The following is a 20,383-nucleotide window of genomic DNA, read 5'->3' as shown; positions in this document are numbered from 1 at the left end:
CATCCCGATCATGAACCCCCCGGGCCAACCAACACGCCGCACACCTCTGCACGTTTACCCGTACCTGGCTCTGCACAGGAATCCGTACGCCGACAGCACCAGCCTTACAACATACCCAGCTGACGCTGATGGGCAGTGCTCGACCAAACACCACCCCAGTCAGCCAGAGCTACACCTACGACCAAGCCGACCGGACCACTAACAGCGGCTACAACTACGACGCCTTTGGCCGCACTACCCAGCTGCCGGCCTCGCAGGTCTCTGGCGGCATCAACCTGACCGTGGGCTACTACGCCAACGACATGGTGGCCTCCCTGTCCCAGAGCAGCCAGTCCTCCACATTCGCTCTCGACCCCGCAGGACGCATACGGAGCATGACCACCATCGGTGGTCCACGTCCCGGCACCGTCACCAACCATTATGCGAGCAGTGGTGACGGCCCTGCCTGGATCACCGAGGCCAACGGCTCGTGGACCCCGGAACGTCAAGGGACTCGCTGGACTGGCCGGAATCCAGAAGAGCGACGGCACCACCATTCTGCAGCTCGCCAACCTGCACGGCGACATTGTCGCAATCTCCGATGCCAGCACCAGTTCCACCGGCATCCAGGCATACTTCGAGCAAACCGAATATGGAAGTCCACGCACCTCCAATACCACCAACCCAAGCCGGTACGCCTGGCTCGGTGGAGCGCTTCGTTCGAGCGACGCCATGGCTGTTGCCCGGCGCTGAAAATGCCGACGTAGCAGGCGTTGAGGATGCCGATGGTCTGGGACAAGAAGACCCCGCCGGTGGTGGGCCGGGCGGGGTCGTCATCGGCAAGGTGTCGCCGTTCGTCGGCATGGTGCCGGTCGGTCAGTCGACCACCTCGCTGACCGCGGAGCGGGCGGCGGCCTCGTCGACGAGGTTCTTGCCGGAGGCGAACGCGGCGACCAGTGACTGCAGCGCGAGGTTGTTGACCGCGCGGGGATAGCCGCGGGCGGTGGTGTGGATCAGTGCCATGGCGTCCTCGGTGAACAGCTGGTCGGGGCGTCCGACCAGGTTCAGGTGGTGCTTGACGTAGCTGGTGGTCTCGGCTGAGGCCATTCCCGGCATGGTGTAGCGGAGGGCAGTGCGTTGTTCGAGAGCGGCCAGGACCGCGAGTTTCATGGTCCGGCGCAGGGTGGGCTGGCCGACCAGCAGGCAGGCCAGCGGCGAGTCTTGGTCCATGCCCTGGTTGGTGAGCATGCGGACGGTCTCCAGCTGCTCGTAGGTGAGCAGGTGGGCCTCGTCCAGGACCAGCACAGGGGTGCGGCCGCGTTCTTCGCGTTCGGCCAGCAGGGCTTTGCCGACCTGGACGGCCAGGCGGGAGCCCAGGTGGGCGGGGTGCTGGCCGAAGGTGTTGACGATCTCCTCGTGGATGCCACGCACTCCGATCATCGGGTTCGGCAGGTAGATCACGGTGTGCTTGGAGGGGTCCAGGCCGGCCAGTGCGGTGCGGACCGAGACGGTCTTGCCGGCGCCGACCTCGCCGGTGACCACGCCGATGGAGCGTTCGCTGACGCACCAGCTGATGCGGGCGACGGCCTCGTTGTGGGAGGCGTGGCGGTGCAGCATGCCGGGCGCCAGGTCGCGGCCGAAGGGCATGCGGGAAAAGCCGTAGTGGGCCTGCAGTTTCTCAATCACCAGGGGGCTCCGGAAAGGTGGCGGGACGAGCGGTCACGAGCTGGCGGCGGGTTCGTCGGGTTCGGGGGCGAAGGCGGCGTAGTTGACCTTGGCGGCCAGCTCGGCGCTGTGCTGGGCGTCGATCAGCCCCAGGTAGTCGATGCCGGTGGTGGGGCGGGGTTCTTCGGCGGGGATCTCGGGGCGGGCCTTGGGGTGGCTGTTGCGGCTGATCTGGAACGGCAGCGCGGTGCCCGCGTCCTGGCCTTCTGAGCGCACCCGAAGGAAGGTCAGGTCGAAGGGGTCGAAGACCAGCTCGACGCGGCGGCCGGACAGGCCCGGGTCGACCTGGTAGCGGTTGCCGTGCAGGGAGACCAGGGCGGTCTTGGACACGGTGCGCCATTCCGACCAGCGGAAGGCTTCGGCTAGGTCGGCCGGGGCGGGGACGGCGAACGGCGCCCCGGCCATCCACCGCGCGAGCGGCGCCATGGCGGTCTCGGTGTGGGTGCGGCGGTGATAGACGCCCTCGACCCAGGCGGTGAACAGCCGGTTCATCTCCGCCAAGCTGCCGACCTGCCGCCCGACCTCGCCCTGTCCGGAGGCGATCTCGACGACGAACTCGCTGTTGACGGTGCGGAAGAACCGTTCGATCTTGCCTCTGCCCTGCGGCCGGCCCGGGGTGGAGTGCACCAGCTTGATGCCGAGCTTGGCGCAGGCCCGCAGCAGCCAGGAGTCCACGAACGCCGACCCGTTGTCGACGTAGACGTACTCGGGGACGCCGCGGGAGGCCAGCGCCGGGCGCAGCGCGGCGGCCAGGCGGACGGTGTCCTCGGCGAACCCCCACCGGTGCCCCACGATGGCCCGGGAGTGGTCGTCGATGAACGCGAACAGGTAGGTTTTGCGGCTGTCGATCCGGGGCCCGTGCAGCACGTCGCCGGTCCAGATCTCGTTGGGGGTGCCGGCCTCGAACCGGCCGAAGACAGCCGATTCGACCGGGGCGCGCAGCGCGGTCAGCCCGGTGCGCACGAACATGCGCTGCAAGGTGCGCTCATCGGGCGCCCAGCCGAGCTGGACCATCAGGATGCGGCGGATCTGCGCGGCCGTGCGCGCGGCGTTCTCCTTCTTCAACGCGGTGGCCAGCTCGAACACCTCTGGCGGGGTGCGCGGCTGGGACTGGCGCGGTGAGGGCACCAGCGCGTCGAAGCCGCCCTTGCGCCAATCGGAGATCCACCGATCCAGCGTCCAGCGGGTGATCCAGATGGTGCGGCCGTCCGGATCGGTGTGCGGGACGCCGGCGAGCGCGCGCACCAGCGCGCCGCGCTGGCGGCTGGTCAGCGTCGGATCGGCCGCCTCACGGATGAGCATGTAGCGGAACAGACCGATCTGGCGGGCGCGCTCCAACCGCGTGGCCTGATCGTCGTCTTGCTTGGTCAACGCAGCCTTCCTGGTCACTGGTCATGGGACAGGACCCGCGAAGGCTCGCAGAAGCCGCCAGACGATCATCAGGGTCGGCTCGTGTTGCTCGTTGATCAAGGCCAGGACGGGGCCAGCAGCAACCCGCGGCTGGCCGCGCAGGCCAGCCGCCACGGCGACACCTCGCCGACCTCCGGCCACCGCGAGGCCGCCGCCACCGACGCACCGAACACCGCGGCGACCGCATCGGCGAACGGGCTCGCGGCCGACGCCGGCGGCACGGGATCGACCCCGACATCGACCAGCAGCACGGTGAAGCGCGTCCGCACGACTTCGGCCCGCCCGGCGAAGCGGCGCAGCCAGCCGCGCACGGTCTCCACCGGCCGCCCGAGCTCGACGGCGATCGGCCGTGCTCCCAGCCCGGCCGCCTTGGCCGCCAGCGCCGCCCCGATCACCTCAGCCAGATCCGCCCGCCTGACCAGCGCGAACACAGGAAGAAGGACATGGGAGACCCCACACCCCATGCAGCGAGTCCGCCGCGGACGCACCACCACCGCCGCCGAGCCGCCGCGCAATGTCCGCGCCCGAGCCCACCCCCACGGCTTCAACGGCACCCCGCAATCCGGGCACGCCAGCTCCCGGGCAGACAGCTGCCGCTCGACCTTTTCCGGGTTCGCCCCTACCGTGAGCACAGCGCCTCCGAGCGCTACACGGCCCTCCCGGGCGACTCCGCCAAGAGATACCGGGAGGGCCTTTGCATGCCCTCCGTCGGCAAGGTGCCGCCGCCGACGAACTCCCCGGTCACCCGGAACATGCATCCGATTTTGTCGGCAGACAGGATGCCGCATTCCGCCCACTACATCGGCATCTTCAAAGTCGTTCAACACCATGGCCGGCCTCGTCCTTATGGGTGCTCGCCTGTACAACCCCGCCACAGGCCGGTTCCTGCAGACCGACCCAGTGGCTGGCGGTAGTTCCAATGCTTATGATTACTGCAATGCTGAGCCGATCAACAGCTACGACACCACCGGCATGTTCTCGGTGGAGAACTATTCACTTAATCGGTCAGCGGCATACTGGTACGTGACATTCAAGTTCACCAAGCGAGAGACTGGAAAGGTGGCACGCCCGGCCGACACTTTCGCTTCCTTGCAGTCAATAATTACCGCATCGGCCATCGGTGTAGCAATCAACGCCATGGTGAGCCGTGTCGGAAAACACGCGAAACCTACCTCGGTTCTGTTCAGGAGGATCGGGCCTGCCGTAGCTGTAGCCATGCTGCTCATGGCCATATGGATCAAGCATGTGGCCTCCGGAGCCGATGCAGAAGGAAGGTGTCTTCGGGCTAGAGTCGGCGGATTGAAAATCCCTTGGCTTGACATCCCTGCCGGTCGGTATCAATATATCTGGTGGTACTCCGACCGCTGCTAATCCGTCGAGCGTGTGAGCGCGTGGTCATCGCCGAAATTTTCGGGCGATGACCACGCGCTCAAATGTGAACTTTCTAGACCGAAGACTCGAGGGTGAGAGACCGTGCGTGGGTTATTGAAAGTGGTCGGCGTAACTCTCACCTCTGGCTTGGCGGGTTACGGCGCTTACTCGATTGCAGATGACTACCTTAGCCCTATGCTTTATGGGCATCCAGACTCTGTCTACATAGCTTCCTTAGGAAAAGACGTCGAACCTAAGAGCTTCATAGAGAAGAATTGCGTGCATAGCGTGATCGGAGTCAAGGCTTTAGAGGAGTCCTCCATCGAGATCAAAGGCGATTCCGATATCTATCAACGCTGGACGGTCATTCCCAAGCCAGGCCATATTGATCGAGTGCTAATGAGCACGGTGTCTGGAAAGGTGATCTGCCCCTAATGCGCGCCTCGCTGGTTAATCCCGGCAGGTCCGTCTCCAGCGCGAAGAAAGCCGCAGCCTGTACGTAAGATCTTCTTCTCCTCGCGGAGGATCTTGTTCTCCCGGCGCAGCCTGACCAGCTCGTCCTGCTCGAGGCAGTCCAGTGCCAGCTCCTGGGTGAAGCGGCCGAACGGGACCGTGAAGTAGCGTGCGGGGCGACCCATCCGCGTGGTGAACAGCGCGTGGGAGCGCTTGATCTCCTCATCCAGCGCGTCGCGGGATAGTGCCTGCAGGTTGTCGTGGGTGAGGGTGTGGTTGGCCACCATGACCAGCGGGTCGTCGGCCAGGTGCCGGAGCTGCTGCCAGGACAGGTAGCCGCGCTGGTCGAAGGCATGAAGCGCCTGGCAACCGCCTACCCGAACACTCCCATTGCCGTCTGCTTGTCCGGCGGCGCCGACAGCTCCTTGATCGCCGCCTACGCCGTGCGGTACTTCCCGCACGCCGTGACCGCCTACACCTATTCCTTCATCGGCAACGGCACCAGCCGCAGCGACGACGCCGTCACCGCCCAGCAGGTCGCCCAGCACCTGGGACTACCGATGCGACTGGTGGGCGCCGACACCGACACGATCTTCCAGTCGCTTTCACGCGCCCTCACCCACGGTCAGGACTGGCGGGATTCAACGTCCATGCCGCCATCGTCAACGACGTGCTCGCCAGCGCCATCGCCACAGACCACCCCACCGGCCCCGTCCCCTCGTACTCACCGGCGACCTGATGAACGAACTCCTCGGCGACTACAGCCCTGTCCACTACGCCGGAGCCACCTACTACCAACTGCCCCAGCTCCCCCCGAGCAAGTTGCGCATCAGCCTGACCCGAGGAGTCCAAACCGGCGACCGGGAAGTCGGCGTCTTCAAGGGCCACGGTCTCGACGTCGCCCAGCCATACGGATGGGCCTCCACCCTGCTGCTCGAACTCCCCGACCCGATTCCTAAGCACACGATCATCAAGGAACTTGCGCAGGGCGCCCTGCCCGAGGAGATCTCCCGCCGACCCAAAGTCCGGGCGCAGATCGGCGACCACGATGCCCGGCAAGGCATCCTGCCCCAACTGGTGCGCGCGGGCCTCGACCACCGCCAACTCGAAGCCGCCTTCTGCCGCGCGTTCCACATCCACAATCCCGTCGACCTCCACCGGGTTGTGCGCGCCGGCATCCACCAACCGCCTCCACCTGGCCGATGAGAGGACAGCACATGCAACCTGGACAGAGCACGCAAGAGATCGCAGCCACAAAGATCGAGGACTTCGTCCGGCAGATCGGCACCATCGCTTCAGACGACCCCGGGTTCCACCGCCAAGCGGACCTGTTCGATGCCGGCTACGTGGACTCTCTTGCCCTGGTCGCCTTGACCGCCTTCATCGAAGAGACATTCCATCTGTCACTTACCGAACAGGACCTGTTTCATCCCGAGTTCACCACGATCGACGGCATGGCTCGTTTGATCACAACCCGAATCCACCGAAGCTGTACGCCGCCCCACACAGCGCTGCCCTGATCGCCCCACGGGCCGATAGTCCAGCCGTGTCGCGGCGACTGGCCCGCGCAGGCACGCACGGGTCGCCAGCCCTCCGCGGCCAGGAATCGTGACCAGACCATGGGTCTTGCTGAGGACCGCCGCGCCGCCGGGAAGCTGGGCACGGTCGCTGCCAGTCGGCCAGAAGGTGCGGGTGCCGGGCCGCGCCGGGCCTGCCGGTCCCACGCCCGGGTCTATTCGACCATCGCGCTCGCCGACGCATCCGTACGCCGCGTAGGCGTGCCCCCGAACTCGACTGCGGAGCCCCGCCGTACACCAGGAGGAAGGCGCCGATCCCGCGCGGCAGGCCCACCCCGGGCCCGAGCAGATCGCTCACAGGGGCGGTGGCGGCGAGATAGACCAGCCCGTTCACACCGGTGACGGCGGCGTCGAGGGTCAGCGCACCGGTACGGCAGGGATCCTAGGTTTGACGCCGTCCCTTGGGACGGGTGATGATCAACGCGTGTTTCCTCGCGCAGCCGTTGCCGCGGCAGGGTTGCTGGTGCTGACCCTGGTGGGAGGCTGCGGTGACTCCCCGGCCGCCGAACGCGTCTCCATCCTCCCCCGTGGTGCCGCGGCGACGCCGTTCCCGGTCCCACCCTCGTCACTACCGCCGACCCCGTCACCGTGGGGCGGGTCGGGGGGACCGTCGGCCACGATACCGGCGCGGCCGGACCTCGCATCGTCCCTGGCGGTGCCGATGGCGACCGCCGCTCCCTTGGCCGGGACCGGGCCGCCGCGCTTCTTCGTCTCCGCGAGGGTGCCGATCGCCCGGTTTTCCGAGCGTTCCAAGACGCCGATCGGCACGCCGGTGCCGCCTTCCGTCCACGACGCCGGGACCGGGAGGTTCATAGCGGCCGTTCCGCTGCCGCCGGGGGTCGCGTCGTCGTGGAAGCTCGCGGCGGCGGCGCCGGACAACCGAACGTTCCTGCTCTCCGGGACCTGCGGGCAGGAGTCCGGTGTCCGATTCTTCCGGGTCCGTCTTGACGAGAACGGGCGGCCGGGCACACCCGAGCTGGTGCCGGAGTCCGGCGGCTGCGTGCCTGGGACGCTGCCGGTGCTCGCCCTCAGCCACGACGGAACGAGGTTCGCCTTCGCCGACACGCTGGTCGGAGGGACGATCGTTTCCGTGGTGGAGATCGCCACCGGGGCGCGACGCGATTGGTTCGCCGGGAACATACCGGTGACCGGCCTGTCCTGGGCCCCGGACGGGCGGCGGATCGCCGTGGCGGCGCACGACTGGGGCCTCGGCGTCATGGACCTCGCCGCCCCTGGGCCGGACCTGCTCGCATCCACCCGTCTCGTCAGGCCGATGAAGGGTTCTCCCCTGGAGTCGGTGGCCTACACCCCCGACGGCGATTCCCTGATCTACTCGGCCGGCCACGATATCGAGCGCATCCCCGTCGGCGGCGGGACGCCGGTGGTGCTCGCCCGGCTGTCGCCGCCGAAAAACGCGTCGCTCACCATCCGGTTCGACCTCGACGGGACCGGCCGATATCTGCTCTACACGCACGACTGGCGGCTCTATCGCGCTGACCTGCACGACGGCTCCACCCGCTCGGTGCCGATCGAGACGGGCGACCTGCCGCTCGGCGGCCAGACGCCCGACGCCGCCTGGTGAGGATCACGCTGCTGGGCGCCGTGCCTGGCGGTCCGTATGGGCTGGTGTCAGGATTCAGCGACAAAGACATGCAGCGAGTCGAGGAGTTAAGTGACCCTCTGCAGGCAGCGCCGGTCCCCGGTGATGGCAGAACGCCGGCGCGCCAACACCGCAGGCAAATCCAGGCCGATCTCCTCGGCGTAGAGGGCCAGGACCGGGGAGGCGTCCTGCTCCGACACGTGCGCAGGGGCGATCTCCAGGCAGATCATCCCGACCTCGACCGCGGACTCGTACAACGTCTCGACCATGCGGCGGCCCCCGCTGAACCTCGGGACGCTCGTCGGCCGGCGAGGGGAGCGGGGACGGGTTGCGCACCTGTTCCACCGCACGGCGGAGCAGCGCGGCGACGTCATCGCCGGTGAGTTCCGTACCCGTGCTCCGTGCCTGGTCGATGAGATCAGACAGCGTCGCGGCGACCTGCTCGACCCGCCCCCTCACATCGCGCAGCGCCCGCCCGGACAGCCCAAGGGTGTCACCCGCGGGAGACACTCCGGCCACGGTGGTCGCCGCGGCCAGCAGACGCCCGGCGGTGGCCGCGATGTCGATCAGCCGGTACGCCTGCGCGCGGCTCCGCCGTTACCCTCCGGCCGCCACCAAACCGGGTGCGCGGGGCGCGCCGAGACGTTCGCGTCGTGACTGTGCTGGTCGGCGAGATCTCCGGGCGGTCGACCAGCCGCTCCTTACCGGGTGGTGAGGGCCTGCTCCACCAGCTCCAGATGGCCGGTCCACCACTCCAGCAGGGTGCAGTCCGAGGCGAACAGGTGATCGCAGGAGGTGTCATGCCGTACGTAGTGCCAGTTCAACTGCCACGGATCGCACACCCGTTCTCACCACAGGCGGCGCAACGCGCTCAGCAACTGCTCCTCGCCGATCGCGACGACGCCGCGGTAGGCGCAGGTGAACGCAGCCGCCCGCTCCAGGTCCACAACCCCGGTGCCGGGGTCGGCGAACATCAGCGTCATCGAGCGGGCCAGCTCGTAGGCGTACGCGCGGCGGCGTCCCATGCGGTCCCAGTCGAGCACCGCCACCACCTGCCCCGAACGGTCCCACAGCAGGTTCCGGGGGTGGAAGTAGCCGTGCACGTACCCGGCCGGTTCCAGGGCGGCGCTGTCGTCGGGCCGCAGATGGCCCACGCTTTCCAGCAGCTCACGCCGCGCCGAAAGCTGTGCACGGGCCGCGCGGTCGAAGTCGTCCAGCCGGGGACGTTCGTCGATCAACGCCTGGTAGTGGTCGAGGTCGGCCTTGGCCTGGGCCGCTTCCGGCACCCGATGGACGATCGGGCCGACCCCGCCGGGCAGCGCCTGGGCCAGGCCCGCGTGGATGGCTCCCAGCAACTCGCCGACCTGGCGGCACTGGCGCAGGCTCCACCGGGCTCCCGCGATGTGCTCGCCGTCCACCCACGCGACAGCCGCGAACACCGCCTCGTCCACGTGCAGGACTGTCTGCCCGGCGTTGGTCGTCAGCGGCGCGGGAACCGGCAGACCGGCCGCTGTCAGCGCCGTGGTGGCGCGGTGCTGGAACAGGGCCTGGTCGGCGCAGGACCTGCTGCGCCAGACCCGCCGGATTTACCGGGAGCTGGAGCGGTACGACGGGATCACCCGGCGGCAGCTCGAAGAGGAGTGGAGGACCATCGAAGCCGCGAGGTACGTCGCGTTGGACACCACCGACGACCAGTCCGGCCAGGTAGTCGGACGGGCCGCCCTGGACGCCGCGCAGCAGATCCGGGCGCGGTGGATTCCGAGTGCGGACGACCCTCCGTCTTAACCGGCCCGGGACACACCCGAGGGCTCTGCGGCGGCCGGCAAGTTGTCTTATCGTCACTGGCCGTTCGCGGAGTCGGCGTCTTCCGCCGGGAAGCCCGAGACCGACCTCAAGAACTCGGCGGACACGAAGTAGGGATTGTCGGCATCGCCAAGCACCTCGATCTGGACGGCGTCCCCGTCGCACTCCATCACGTGGTACTCGTCACCGACGCTCAGCCTCAGGCCGCTGCCGTCTTCGCCGTCGGAGATGACCTCGAAGACCTGGTCCTTCGTCGCGCAGGGCGCGTTCCTCTTCGCGAGAGCCGCTTTGACGACCTTCTTCACTCCGGCCTCGGCACCTCGCAGGACCGCATAGCCGCTCGTGGCGACCACGGACCCGACGATGACTGTGGCCTTGGTGGGCCCACCGAGGCTCTTGATAACCGTCGTTATCGTCTGGTAGCCACCGAGATTTTTGCTCATCCGCGTCTTCCTCCCCAACCGTGTCCGGCGACTCTATCGACCGGTCTGTCACCCGATCCGACCGTTCAGCAAACGAACGTTTGACGAACGCGAACAGGGCAGCCCGCCGGATCAGGACCTCCATGCGGCGTGTCCGGTTCGGTCGTTCATTTTCCCGTTCATCTTCGACTGTGATCTGTTACCGTTCGGATTCCTCGAACGAGACGTTTGATGAACGGAGGGGTGTTCGCGATGGCGCTCATCGGCCTGGTCCGGGTCAGCACCGACAAGCAGAAGACCCAGCGGCAGCACGACGCCCTCGACCCGATCTGCCTGAAGGTCATCGAGGAGAAGACGAGCGGCAAGCTCGCCACGGCGGACCGGCCCGAGCTCCTCACCGCGCTGTCCTACATCCGCGAGGGCGACCTGCTGACCGTCCTGGAGGTCGACCGGCTCGGCCGCAACCTCCTGGACGGACTCATCGTCCTCAACGACCTGTTCCAGCGCGGGATCGGCGTCAAGGTCCTGGAGGGCATCGCGGCCGGCGAGCACACCGAACGCTCCTTCCTGCTCGACCTGGCCCTCGCCCTGGCCGAGGACCGGCACCGCGACATCGTCAAGAAAACCCTCAACGGCCTGGAGGCCGCCCGCAAGCAAGGCAAGACCGGCGGCCGCCGACCCGTCGTCGACGACGACAAACGCGCCGCGATCCTCGACCGCCGCAGACGCGGGGAATCCATCCGCACCATAGCCGCCGGGGTCAAGGTCTCAATCGGCGTCGTCCACAAGACCCTCACAGCCGCTGTCGAGGGCTGACCAGCCGCCACTCCCTGAGAGGGGTTTTCCGTGTCGAGCACGTTCAGCCAGCCACACCAGACCACCGCCGACTACCAGGACCGCATTTCGCAACAGGCATTCGAGCAACTCGTGTCCGTGCGAGGGGAAGGCGATGAATGGGACTTCAAGGCCACGCTGGGTGATATCACGAGCACTTCCGTCCGAGTCAACCTCGCGAAGGACGCGCTCGCCTTCTGCAACCTGCCAGGTGGGGGGACAATCATCGCCGGCGTGACGGATGACTACGATCATGTCGGCCTCGCCGACTCTGAGCGGATCGACACCACGATCATCCGCAGGGCGATCGAGAAGTACATCGATGGCGACTTCATCGTGGTGGCGGCTGAGCACACGCTGGCCGCGCCCGGCACGAGCGAGGCAAAACGGTACGGGATGATCCACTTCCGGCGCCGCTTCGCCCAGCCCGTTCTAGCAGCGCTGGACGGCCAGATCACGAACGACAGGCAGCCCCTCTTCCGCTCAGGCGACATCCTCATCCGCCGGGGCGCGGCCAGCATCAGGGCGAACTCAGGCGATGTCAGGCGCCTGTTCACCAACAGCATCGTCCATGAGGAACGCGTCAGGGCGGTAAACGAACTATGGAAGTGCCTTGTGGAGCAGCGGCGTCTCATGGGAGGTGTCGAGTTCCTATACGACGTCCTGACCGACACCGAGTACCCGGAAGCCATCACCCGGCCCAGTCTTCGTGACGCGCTCGGGCACCTCACATCGGGACGGCATGCTGATGACGTCGACCGTCTCCAGCTACGCGTAAGCCTGGTCAGGCCGCATATCCCGGAAATGCTGCATCAGCAGTACAGAGCCTGTGCAGCCTTCGTTGGAAGGCTGCACATGAAGGCGATACGGCAACGCGACGCCGGCGTCTTCGCCCCCTGGACTGAACTGGACAACGGGTCCCCTGACCTGCCGCTGCGCCAGTTGGCGCTGGAACTCATCCCGCAGGACGAACTCAACAGCTACTGGACAGGCCGCGCCACTGACCTCGGCACGCACCGCCCCGTCCGGCCGGTCATCGATGCCGCTGAACGCGGCGTGCTCAGCGGCATCCACCTCGTGCTGAACGGCCTGGGATAGCCCTGAGGATCCCAGAGCCGCGCTGTCCGATGCCCGCCACTACCCAGAGTCGGCGATCAACGCTGGGACTCGTCCCCGCCGTAGCGCTGATCGACAGCGGCAGACCACCGTAACGACCAGCAGCCTTGAACCTCTTGCTGCTGCTCTACCGTTTCGACGCCGCCTCACCGGCGGCATGAGCGTGAGCCAAAGGCCGCCCGCATCAGGACGGCCAATCACGGCGAGCCGCTCACCGGGCTCCTTAACGTGACTGGCCGTTCGGTTGCTGCTCAAGCCCCGTGAAATCCCAGAGTTCAGGCGAACCCAAAGGTCGAGTCCAGGCTGTTGGGGTGGTCTGGGAGGTTGTGCACCCTTGGGTTCGCCGGAACCCAAGGCCGTCTACGGTCAGCCGTTCCCGGAGCGGCACCGGGCGGAGCCCCAAGGCCCGGCGACGCGAGACCACCCCGGCCCGGCGAGCAGTCAAGGCGCCTGAGCCGGTGTACGGCGCCAACCCCCGCGTGAGCAGGCGTCCTCTGCCAGGGCGGCGCCCGGCACCGGACCGAGTCATCCCCGACCGGGGCCGGCACAGACTTCTCGGCCTCACCACCACGACAAAAACCTCAACGAAGAGGAAGAGGCTTCACCGATCCCCAGACCCCTTCAACCGTCAAAGCGGCGTGCTCTGCACGGAGAACGCCCAGGTCCTGGAGCTATGGCCACGATGGAGGGCTCAGGGAACTGTGGGGTTATCCCTTAATAAGGCGGAGTTCTGTGTCGATGCCGTGCATGGCAGGGCTCCAGCCGAGTTCCCTGCCCGCGGCGGCGCCGGACAGGCGCTGGGAGTAGGTGAGGGCCTCGGCGAACGGCCCCATGGCGGCCAGGGCGGCCTGGAGGGGGACGGAGGCGACGGCCCCACCGGCGCCGAGGGCATGGCTCGCCCGCACGGCGAAGTCGCGGTAGGACAGGGACTCCCCGTTCGTCGCGAGGTACAGTGCGCCGGCCGGTGCCGTCCGCACCGCCCGGACGCACAGCTCCGCCAGGTCGTCGACGTGGACGAAGGCCAGCAGGTTGTCGCCGTCGCCGACGTGGTGCACCCGTCCGGAGGTGCTGACGTCGGCGAGAAGCGATTCCGCGATGAAACCGCTGGCGCGTCCGTACACCATGGGGGCGCGCACGACCACCGACCGGACACCTGCCTGGGAGGAGCGGCGGATCTCGGCTTCGAGGGCGGAGCGCCAAGCGAGGAAGACCGGCGGGTCATCAGGCGTGTCGACGTCGACCTCGGTGGCCGAGCCGGTGTCACCGGTGCCCAGCGACCCCGTCACGTAGAGGAACGCCTTCTCACTGCCAGCCAGACGGGCGAGCACCGCCCGGACGGCGGCGGTGTCCGTTTCGCGGAACGTGTCAAGGTCGAACGCCCGCCAGGCGAAGACCACCGCGTCGGCTTCCACGGCCCGGTCGATCCACCGCTCGATGTCCCCGACCTCACCCAGATAAGCCCGCACGCCCTTCCCGTCCAGGGTCTCCGCCGCCTTGGCCGACCTGGCGAGTCCGACGACCTCGTGCCCCTGCGCGACGAGCCTGTCGGCGATCGCGCCACCGATGTATCCGCTGGCGCCGACGATGAAGACTTTCACCCGAATCCCTTACCTCAGAGGAGACCATACGAGCGGCGGGCCTCGCTCCTCGCGGAGCGGCCGTCTCCGCGACCTGGCCCCGTCCGGAACAGACCGGCCCACCTTCCCGTGAGGTTAGAACCTTGACGCCGGTGTCAAGGCAAATCGGGCGATGGAGCGTGGCGGCGCGGCAGCGGCGAGAAGGTTCGCCCGGTGGCGACCGGATCCGAATCGGCATGCCACCTCCCGTGGGGCTCACACAACCGATGACCGGCGCCGCAGGGAAGCGGAGAGCAAGCACGCGGAAACCGCCGTCGACGGGGATGCGGATGCCGGTCGTCGCCTGAAAGTCTCCTCCCACGGCCGCGGCGATCACCTTCGCCACGTCCTCGGGCTCGAGCATCCGGTGCAGCACCGAACGCTCGGCGCGCGCCTTCTCCACCTCCGGCGTCGTCGTGTGGGCCGTGGCGTCTGTGCGCACCGCGCCGGGTGCGACGACGTTCACCCCGACCCCGTACGGCCCGGCCTCCGCGGCGAAGATCCGGCGCCCGACGATGGTGCCCCGCAGCTCGACCCGCTTGGGGACCCGTTCCTGGACGATGACCGGGCAGAACCGCAGCCCCTGGGCGTGGGCCACGTCCCTGGCCGGCACCGGCTCGCAGAACCGGTTCACGATGACCCCGCCCCCGACGTCTTCGATCCAGGGGACGTACAGCGGCTTGGTGATGACGCGGCCGTCATGCCGGTCGTGGAAGTCGAGGAACGACTCCGCGTCCGTGGTGATCACCGTCTCCGGGATGGCGAACCCGAGCTCGGCCGCGTGGGCGAGCTGGGAGGCCTTGAGCCTGGCCCGCCGGAAGACCGACTCACGGGCCGGCCACCTCCTGTCCGACTTGGAATCGACTGGAGCACACAAAGATCTTGCTTGGTCCACAGGTCGGCGCCCCCCTCGCGCGGTTGAGCATCGCTTACTCATGACGCTTCCCGTGGGCTCCACGACGCTTCGAAGAGATGGAGACCTGACCCGATCCCGGGCGCGCGTGGCACGGGATCGGACACACCACCAGGGAAGGAACGACACCAGTGACCTGGAAGAAATCCATGGCATTGACGGTGGCGGCGTTCGCGGCCTGCCTCACCGCCTCGACGCTGCCCGCCCAGCCGGCGAGCGCCGATCCGGCGGGCGTGTTCAGGACGCTCGACTGGGAGAACCCGGCCGACCGGACCGTCCCCGGCACCCCGCCCAGCGGGTTCCTCACACAGATCGGTAACTCCCACGGCGTCGGCGTGGTGGGAAGCCCGGTGCGGGACGGCTCGTACGCGGCGCGGTTCCAGCTCGACAGGAGCGATCCGATCACCTCAAGCAGCAAGCGGGCCGAGATCACGCAATCCGACACCCAGCCGCTCAACGCGGACCGCTGGTACGGATTCAGCCTCAACCTGCCGTCGAGCTGGGTAAGCGATGTCGCGGCCGAGATCGTCAGCCAGTGGCACCATTGCGACACCTGCGGAGGCGGCTCTCCCCCGCTGGCCCTGCTCACCCAGGCCGGTCACTGGAAGATCGACTTCCGGGGGGAGGTCATCGACCTCGGCCCGTACAGCACGGGCACGTGGACGGACTGGGCCTTCCACGTCAAGTGGCGCACCGACAGCAACGGGGTGCTGGAGGTGTGGCGGAACGGCGTCCCGGTCCTGAGCCGCTCCGGGGCCACCTTCGCCGGCGGAGCCCACTCGCCGTACTTCAAGTTCGGCATCTACAAGTGGGACTGGGCCGCTTCGAAGCCGAAGTCCACCCTCACCCAGCGCGTCATGTACTACGACGCGCTGCGACTGGGCGACGAGCGCGCACGTCTCGCCGACGTGACCCCCGGCCCGAACTGCGCGAACACCGTTCCCGTGGCGGGCGCCTCCGCGTCCACCTACGAGCCGGTCAACCCGCCCTCGCAGGCCGTCGACGGCAACCTCGCCACCCGCTGGTCCGGACAGGGGTTCGGCGCCTCCCTCATCCTCGACCTCGGAACCACCCGCACCGTGTGCGGCACCAAGGTCGCCTGGCACAAGGGCGACGTCCGCTGGAACGACTACACCGTCTACGTCTCGACCGACGGAACCACCTACACCAAGACCTGGGAAGGCCGAAGCACCGGCACCAGCACCGCACCGGAGACCCGGCTGTTCACCACCAGCCCCCGCGACGCCCGCTACGTCAAGATCTCCTTCTGGCAGAACCCCGAGAACGACTGGGCCAGCATCACCGAAGCCGCCGTGATCGGCTCCTGACCAGTGGCCGCGCCGCCTTCCCGGCGGCGCGGCCGTCCCGCCGGGCGGGGGCTCCGGCTCCTCGCCCGGCCGCACACCGAGGTTCCCCCCGCTGAAAGGCGACGTCGATGCGAAGCTCTCGCTTCCTCTCCCTCATGGCCCTGGTCCCGTTGTGCTCCTCCCTGCTCACCGGCCTGGCCTGGGCTCCCGAGGCGGCGCGGGCCGCCTCCCCCACCGCCGGGACGGATCCGGTCGACGGGGTGGCCATGATCTATCCCAGCAAGGCGGGAGGGCAGGCCTGGCACCTGTCCGCCGACCCCTCGCGCGACCCCCGCCTCGACGGGACCACGCTGACGCCGAACCCGGACGGCACGTTCAAGGTCCGCGACGTCAAGACCCGTCTGGGCGTCTCCACGACGACCTACGACCAGGACACCCAGGAGGACACCCTGGTCTGGTCCCAGCCCGCCCTGCGCACGCGCGGCTACATGCACGACGCCCGCGACTGGCGGGACGTCGAGATCACCGGCTACGTCCGCTACCTCTCCGGCGACGACAGTGACGCCTTCACCTGGTACGCGCGCGGCGGACGCCACACCGGCACGGGCGACGCCCCCGAGGCGTGCTGGGGAACGGCCTACAAGGGCAACCTGCGCTACCGCGACGGGGCGGTCAGGTTCGAAAAGGAGCTGTTCCACGACGGCGGCGCGGGCTACGCGCAGGATCCGTACCAGAACGGCGGCGCCTCCATCAAGGGCACGATGACCGGCTTCAAGGTGGTCATGTACAACATCTCCGGCGGCGTGCGGATGGAGGCCTACCTCGACCGCGCCGGCGACGGCCGCTGGACCAAGGTCTCCACCCGGGACGACACGGGCGCCTGGCCCATAGGCACCGCCAACCGCTGCGGCGGCGGGACGTCCGAGAAGATCACCTGGGGCGGCCCGAAGGCGGCGTTCCGGTGGGACGCGGCCACGAACGTCGACGTCGCCAAGCTGAGCGTCCGCGAGATCGACCCGGCCGGGGGGACGCCGGGCTCCTGCGGCGCCGCGCTCCGACCCACCGGGGTGTCGGCCACCACCTACGAGCCGGTCAACCCGCCCTCGCAGGCCATCGACGGCAACCTCGCCACCCGCTGGTCCGGACAGGGATCCGGCGCCTCCCTCATCCTCGACCTCGGAACCACCCGCACCGTGTGCGGCACCAAGGTCGCCTGGCACAAGGGCGACGTCCGCTGGAACGACTACACCGTCTACGTCTCGACCGACGGAACCACCTACACCAAGACCTGGGAAGGCCGAAGCACCGGCACCAGCACCGCACCGGAGACCCGGCTGTTCACCACCAGCCCCCGCGACGCCCGCTACGTCAAGATCTCCTTCTGGCAGAACCCCGAGAACGACTGGGCCAGCATCACCGAAGCCGCCGTACTCGGTGCCACCTGAGGCCTCAACCGGGACGCCCCCACACCGGGCCCACCGGCGTGACCGGCCGGGGCAGCCCCAGGGCGTCCGGGAGCTCCTCCCTGCCGCGGACGCCGAGCTTGCCGTAGGCCCGGTGCAGGTGGTTGGCCACGGTACGCCGGGACAGGCCGAGCCGGGCGGCGATGGCGTCGTTCGCCAGCCCGGCGGCGGCAAGCTCGCACGCCTCCCGCTCGCGCCCGCTGAGCACCGCTGCCGGGACCGCTCTGTCCCAGGGCGGCCGGTACCCCTCGCACTGCTCGACGAGCCGGCGATGCCGCGTCCGCAGCCGCGCCGCCCGGCGAGCGTCGCCCCGCGCCTCGGCGACGCCCGCCGCTGTGGACGCGGCCTCGGCCGCCACGCCGGTGTACCCGCGATGCTCAAGCGCCCCGGACACCGCGTCCAGCCCTTCGACGTCCGCGCCGGACGCGGCACGGGCGTGCCGGGCGAACAGCCGGAACAGTTCGCTGTCGCCGCGCTCGGCGACGTCGTGCAGGGCCTGCGCCACGCGTGAGGAGGGCCGTAGCCGTGCGGAGTAGTACAGGGTCTCCGACGCCTTGGTCAGCCACCCGGCCGATTCGTACCGGTGGGCCAGCAGGGCGGCTTCGGAGGCGGCGGCCCGCCAGGCTCCGGTGTGGGCGCTGATACGGATCCTCGCCATCTGGAGGTGATCATGAAGGCTCGACTCGGCGGGCAGTCGCCGGGTGATCTCGCCGAGCACCCGCCCGCCTTCGTGCGCGCGGCCGAGAGAGGCCAGGCAGGCGGCGTACTCGGCGAACACGTAGACCTGGATCGGGAAGGGGATGTGGTCCTCCAGCAGCGCACGGGCCTCCCGGAAGTGCGGCAGCGCGCGGGCGGGGCGCCCGGCCCAGGTCTCGCAGATGCCCAGCTCGAAGGCGAGCAGGGTGACCTCGGCAGGAGCGGCGCGCTCCACGGCCGTCCGGTAGCCCGACCTGGCGGCGGCGAAGGCCTCGCCGAGCCGCCCGGCCAGGACGAGCGACTGGACGCCGCAGGCCGTCGTGGCCGCCTCCATCGCGCCCCAGACGGCCGGGACGCCCAGCCGCCCGGTCGCGTAGTCGTCGGCGACCCGGGACGGGCGTCCGAGGTAGAGGTCCAGGTAGGCGCGCAGCGGCTCGCACACGCTCGCGATCACCGGGTCCCCCACCCGCGAGGACAGCTCGGACAGGCCGGTCGGGGCGCGCTGGTTCCCGTTGGCGCCGAAGGTGTCCAGCGCCAGCTCCGCGACCCGGAGCTCGGCCCCGGCCGGGCCGTCCAGGGGGCCGAGCGTGCGGGCCTGCCGTACGACCGCCTGCGCCTCGGCGGGGCGTCGCAGGTTCCAGAAGAGGTTGAGCGCCCTCAGGGCGGCGACGCGCGCCCGTTCGCCCGGCGCGTCCACTTCCTCCCCTTCGGCCATCCGCCTGGCGAGCAGGTCATCGGCCTCGGCCGCCTTGTCCTGGGCGACCAGCGCCCGTGCCAGCGCGTCGGAGGCGGCCTCGGGACTCGCGCGGCGGGCCAGCCGCTCGGACAGGGGCGCGTCGCGGCGGGCCAGCGCGTCGCGGGCGGCGGCGAGAACCTCCTGGTCAGGCACCGGGTCGCCCGCCGCGAGCCGCCAGGTCACCGCCCGCAGGCCCATGTCACCCGAGGTTCCCGGCGGGGAGCTCACCGCGTCACCCCCCTGCCGGGAGGCGACGGCCCGCGCCTCCGCGTCGCCTGGCGTCCCCTCCCACCGTGTCACGGCGCGGGCGAGCGAGCGGTAGATGTCCCTGCGGCGGTCCTCGCCGGTCTCGGCGCGCACGACCTCGCCGTACAGCGGATGCCCGACCCGTACGACCAGGTCGCGGCGGACCCGTTCGACGGCGATGAGGGATCTGCGTTCGAGCTCCTCCAGCACGGCCGTGCCGACGAGCGTCTCCACCACCTCCAGCGGCACGGGCTCGGCGTGGGCCACGCACGACAGGGCATGCGCCTCCTCGGAGGTGAGCCCGTCGAGCAGCGCCGCCACCAGGTCGCGCAGTCCCCCGTGCGCCGGCATCCTGCCCTCCCAGCGCCACACCGCGCTGACCCTGCGCAGACCGCCCGAGGCGAGGCAGGCCTCCAGCAGGTGCCGCAGGAACAACGGGTTGCCCTGGGTGGCGCGCCACAGCTTGTCGACGGTCAGCCCGTCGACCGGCCCCTCCAGCGCCTCGCCCAGCAGCGCGGTGACGGCCTCCCGGCCCAGCGCCTGGACCGCGAAGGTCTGGACGTACGGCCGTCGCAGCAGGCCGAGGACGGCGGGCGTCCGCAGGGTGCCGGTCCTGGCCGCGGCGAGGATCCGCACCCCGGCGGTGGCCGCCAGATGCTGCACCAGCACCACGGACGCCTCGTCGAGATGGTGCGCGTCGTCGATGGCCAGCACGCACGCCCGGCCCCCGGCCGCCTCCAGCAGCGCGCTCCTGGCCGCGCCGAAGATGTTCGCGGTGCTGTGGTTCTCGCCATCGGGCAGCAGCGCGTTCACCGCCGCGAACGGCAGGCCGCTGGACGCCTCGGCCCCCGCCACCGCGACGACGTGCATCCCCTCGTCGCGGCAGCGGGCCACGATCGAGTCCAGCAGCCGTGACTTGCCGACCCCCGCCTGCCCCACCAGCAGCACACCGGGCACGCCCTGCGCCCCGAGCTGCCTCACCACGGCCAGGGTCTCGGCCGTCCTTCCGACGAAGGGCCACAGGAGGCGCGGGGGTGTGCCGCTTCCTCCCCCGGTGAGCCTTTCGTCCCGCACGTCGCCGCCTAGCCACACGTGGCCTCCTCGCCGAACAGGAAG

The 20,383-nt window shown here is 69.2% G+C and carries 22 protein-coding genes and 1 pseudogene; 12 read left to right on the top strand and 11 right to left on the bottom strand.

All coding sequences use genetic code 11. The features are described 5' to 3' along the window. Positions 1-429: 429 nt before the first annotated feature. A complete protein-coding gene (locus ACGFIV_RS16790; RefSeq protein ID WP_392835714.1) occupies positions 430-732 on the top strand; it encodes a hypothetical protein in 303 nt (100 codons plus the stop codon). A gap of 123 nt (positions 733-855) precedes the next feature. Here the strand turns inward: ACGFIV_RS16790 and ACGFIV_RS16785 are convergent, their stop codons facing one another. From ACGFIV_RS16785 to ACGFIV_RS16775, 3 genes are all read right to left on the bottom strand, one after another. Beyond that, positions 856-1,665 (bottom strand): ExeA family protein, encoded by an 810-nt coding sequence (locus ACGFIV_RS16785; protein ID WP_392835712.1) that lies wholly within the window; start codon positions 1,663-1,665, stop codon positions 856-858. Positions 1,666-1,698: 33 nt separating this feature from the next. Continuing rightward, positions 1,699-3,075 carry a DDE-type integrase/transposase/recombinase gene (locus ACGFIV_RS16780; RefSeq protein WP_392835709.1) on the bottom strand — a complete coding sequence of 459 codons (1,377 nt, stop codon included), beginning with the start codon at positions 3,073-3,075 and terminating at the stop codon, positions 1,699-1,701. 95 nt (positions 3,076-3,170) lie between these two features. Further along, entirely contained in the window at positions 3,171-3,545 is a 375-nt protein-coding gene (locus tag ACGFIV_RS16775; protein ID WP_392835707.1) for a hypothetical protein, read from the bottom strand. 397 nt (positions 3,546-3,942) lie between these two features. On the opposite strand from ACGFIV_RS16775, the gene ACGFIV_RS16770 reads away from it, so the two are divergent. Together ACGFIV_RS16770 and ACGFIV_RS16765 are read left to right on the top strand one after the other, a co-directional pair. Beyond that, the gene (locus ACGFIV_RS16770) at positions 3,943-4,485 is read left to right on the top strand and encodes an RHS repeat-associated core domain-containing protein (RefSeq protein ID WP_392835705.1); all 543 of its coding nucleotides are present in this window, start codon (positions 3,943-3,945) and stop codon (positions 4,483-4,485) included. Positions 4,486-4,587: 102 nt separating this feature from the next. Then, the gene (locus ACGFIV_RS16765) at positions 4,588-4,920 is read left to right on the top strand and encodes a hypothetical protein (protein ID WP_392835703.1); all 333 of its coding nucleotides are present in this window, start codon (positions 4,588-4,590) and stop codon (positions 4,918-4,920) included. Here ACGFIV_RS16765 and ACGFIV_RS16760 read toward each other — a convergent pair. Then, positions 4,917-5,486 carry a polysaccharide deacetylase family protein gene (locus ACGFIV_RS16760; protein WP_392835701.1) on the bottom strand — a complete coding sequence of 190 codons (570 nt, stop codon included), beginning with the start codon at positions 5,484-5,486 and terminating at the stop codon, positions 4,917-4,919. The genes ACGFIV_RS16765 and ACGFIV_RS16760 overlap by 4 nt on opposite strands. On the opposite strand from ACGFIV_RS16760, the gene ACGFIV_RS16755 reads away from it, so the two are divergent. The 3 genes from ACGFIV_RS16755 to ACGFIV_RS16745 all read left to right on the top strand — a co-directional run bounded on the left by ACGFIV_RS16755 (position 5,382) and on the right by ACGFIV_RS16745 (position 8,097). Next, the gene (locus tag ACGFIV_RS16755; RefSeq protein ID WP_358561927.1) at positions 5,382-5,897 is read left to right on the top strand and encodes a hypothetical protein; all 516 of its coding nucleotides are present in this window, start codon (positions 5,382-5,384) and stop codon (positions 5,895-5,897) included. The two genes, ACGFIV_RS16760 and ACGFIV_RS16755, sit on opposite strands and share 105 nt — an antisense overlap. Before the next feature lie 258 nt (positions 5,898-6,155). Next, positions 6,156-6,458: an acyl carrier protein gene (locus ACGFIV_RS16750; protein WP_358561920.1), complete on the top strand. Its 303-nt coding sequence runs from the start codon at positions 6,156-6,158 to the stop codon at positions 6,456-6,458. 712 nt (positions 6,459-7,170) lie between these two features. Further along, complete coding sequence (locus ACGFIV_RS16745; protein WP_392835698.1) at positions 7,171-8,097, top strand: WD40 repeat domain-containing protein; 927 nt, start codon at positions 7,171-7,173, stop codon at positions 8,095-8,097. Positions 8,098-8,183: 86 nt separating this feature from the next. On the opposite strand, the gene ACGFIV_RS16740 is transcribed toward ACGFIV_RS16745, so the two are convergent. Next, a complete protein-coding gene (locus ACGFIV_RS16740) occupies positions 8,184-8,384 on the bottom strand; it encodes a hypothetical protein (protein WP_392835695.1) in 201 nt (66 codons plus the stop codon). Between ACGFIV_RS16740 and ACGFIV_RS16735 the strand changes: the two genes are divergently transcribed. After that, positions 8,383-8,772, top strand: coding sequence for a hypothetical protein (locus tag ACGFIV_RS16735; protein WP_358561308.1), 390 nt, complete (start codon positions 8,383-8,385; stop codon positions 8,770-8,772). The genes ACGFIV_RS16740 and ACGFIV_RS16735 overlap by 2 nt on opposite strands. Before the next feature lie 44 nt (positions 8,773-8,816). Here the strand turns inward: ACGFIV_RS16735 and ACGFIV_RS16730 are convergent, their stop codons facing one another. Both ACGFIV_RS16730 and ACGFIV_RS16725 read right to left on the bottom strand, forming a co-directional pair. Next, positions 8,817-8,957 (bottom strand): hypothetical protein, encoded by a 141-nt coding sequence (locus tag ACGFIV_RS16730; RefSeq protein WP_392835692.1) that lies wholly within the window; start codon positions 8,955-8,957, stop codon positions 8,817-8,819. 6 nt (positions 8,958-8,963) lie between these two features. Next, positions 8,964-9,632, bottom strand: coding sequence for a phosphotransferase (locus ACGFIV_RS16725; protein ID WP_392835729.1), 669 nt, complete (start codon positions 9,630-9,632; stop codon positions 8,964-8,966). Here ACGFIV_RS16725 and ACGFIV_RS16720 point away from each other — a divergent pair. After that, positions 9,589-9,900 (top strand): hypothetical protein, encoded by a 312-nt coding sequence (locus ACGFIV_RS16720; protein WP_392835690.1) that lies wholly within the window; start codon positions 9,589-9,591, stop codon positions 9,898-9,900. The two genes, ACGFIV_RS16725 and ACGFIV_RS16720, sit on opposite strands and share 44 nt — an antisense overlap. A 53-nt stretch (positions 9,901-9,953) precedes the next feature. Here ACGFIV_RS16720 and ACGFIV_RS16715 read toward each other — a convergent pair whose 3' ends face one another. After that, complete coding sequence (locus tag ACGFIV_RS16715; protein WP_358561300.1) at positions 9,954-10,361, bottom strand: hypothetical protein; 408 nt, start codon at positions 10,359-10,361, stop codon at positions 9,954-9,956. 210 nt (positions 10,362-10,571) lie between these two features. On the opposite strand from ACGFIV_RS16715, the gene ACGFIV_RS16710 reads away from it, so the two are divergent. Both ACGFIV_RS16710 and ACGFIV_RS16705 read left to right on the top strand, forming a co-directional pair. Further along, entirely contained in the window at positions 10,572-11,156 is a 585-nt protein-coding gene (locus ACGFIV_RS16710; protein WP_392835688.1) for a recombinase family protein, read from the top strand. Between the two features lie 30 nt (positions 11,157-11,186). Further along, complete coding sequence (locus ACGFIV_RS16705) at positions 11,187-12,272, top strand: helix-turn-helix domain-containing protein (RefSeq protein WP_392835686.1); 1,086 nt, start codon at positions 11,187-11,189, stop codon at positions 12,270-12,272. A 725-nt stretch (positions 12,273-12,997) separates the two neighbouring features. Here ACGFIV_RS16705 and ACGFIV_RS16700 read toward each other — a convergent pair. Both ACGFIV_RS16700 and ACGFIV_RS16695 read right to left on the bottom strand, forming a co-directional pair. Then, positions 12,998-13,888: an NAD-dependent epimerase/dehydratase family protein gene (locus ACGFIV_RS16700; RefSeq protein ID WP_358559426.1), complete on the bottom strand. Its 891-nt coding sequence runs from the start codon at positions 13,886-13,888 to the stop codon at positions 12,998-13,000. 295 nt (positions 13,889-14,183) lie between these two features. Then, a pseudogene (locus ACGFIV_RS16695) lies at positions 14,184-14,843 on the bottom strand (SDR family oxidoreductase); the annotation flags it as partial. Between the two features lie 107 nt (positions 14,844-14,950). On the opposite strand from ACGFIV_RS16695, the gene ACGFIV_RS16690 reads away from it, so the two are divergent. Together ACGFIV_RS16690 and ACGFIV_RS16685 are read left to right on the top strand one after the other, a co-directional pair. Further along, a complete protein-coding gene (locus ACGFIV_RS16690) occupies positions 14,951-16,147 on the top strand; it encodes a heparin lyase I family protein (RefSeq protein WP_392835682.1) in 1,197 nt (398 codons plus the stop codon). Between the two features lie 107 nt (positions 16,148-16,254). Next, positions 16,255-17,571 carry a discoidin domain-containing protein gene (locus ACGFIV_RS16685; RefSeq protein WP_358559430.1) on the top strand — a complete coding sequence of 439 codons (1,317 nt, stop codon included), beginning with the start codon at positions 16,255-16,257 and terminating at the stop codon, positions 17,569-17,571. 4 nt (positions 17,572-17,575) lie between these two features. Here ACGFIV_RS16685 and ACGFIV_RS16680 read toward each other — a convergent pair whose 3' ends face one another. Continuing rightward, positions 17,576-20,359, bottom strand: a complete 2,784-nt coding sequence (locus tag ACGFIV_RS16680) for a LuxR C-terminal-related transcriptional regulator (RefSeq protein WP_358559432.1) — start codon at positions 20,357-20,359, stop codon at positions 17,576-17,578. Between the last annotated feature and the right edge of the window lie 24 nt (positions 20,360-20,383).

Origin of the sequence: Sphaerisporangium sp. NPDC049003 (assembly GCF_043197795.1) — a bacterium.
Lineage (GTDB): Bacteria > Actinomycetota > Actinomycetes > Streptosporangiales > Streptosporangiaceae > Sphaerisporangium.
This window is presented reverse-complemented; position numbering and strand designations above follow the sequence as displayed.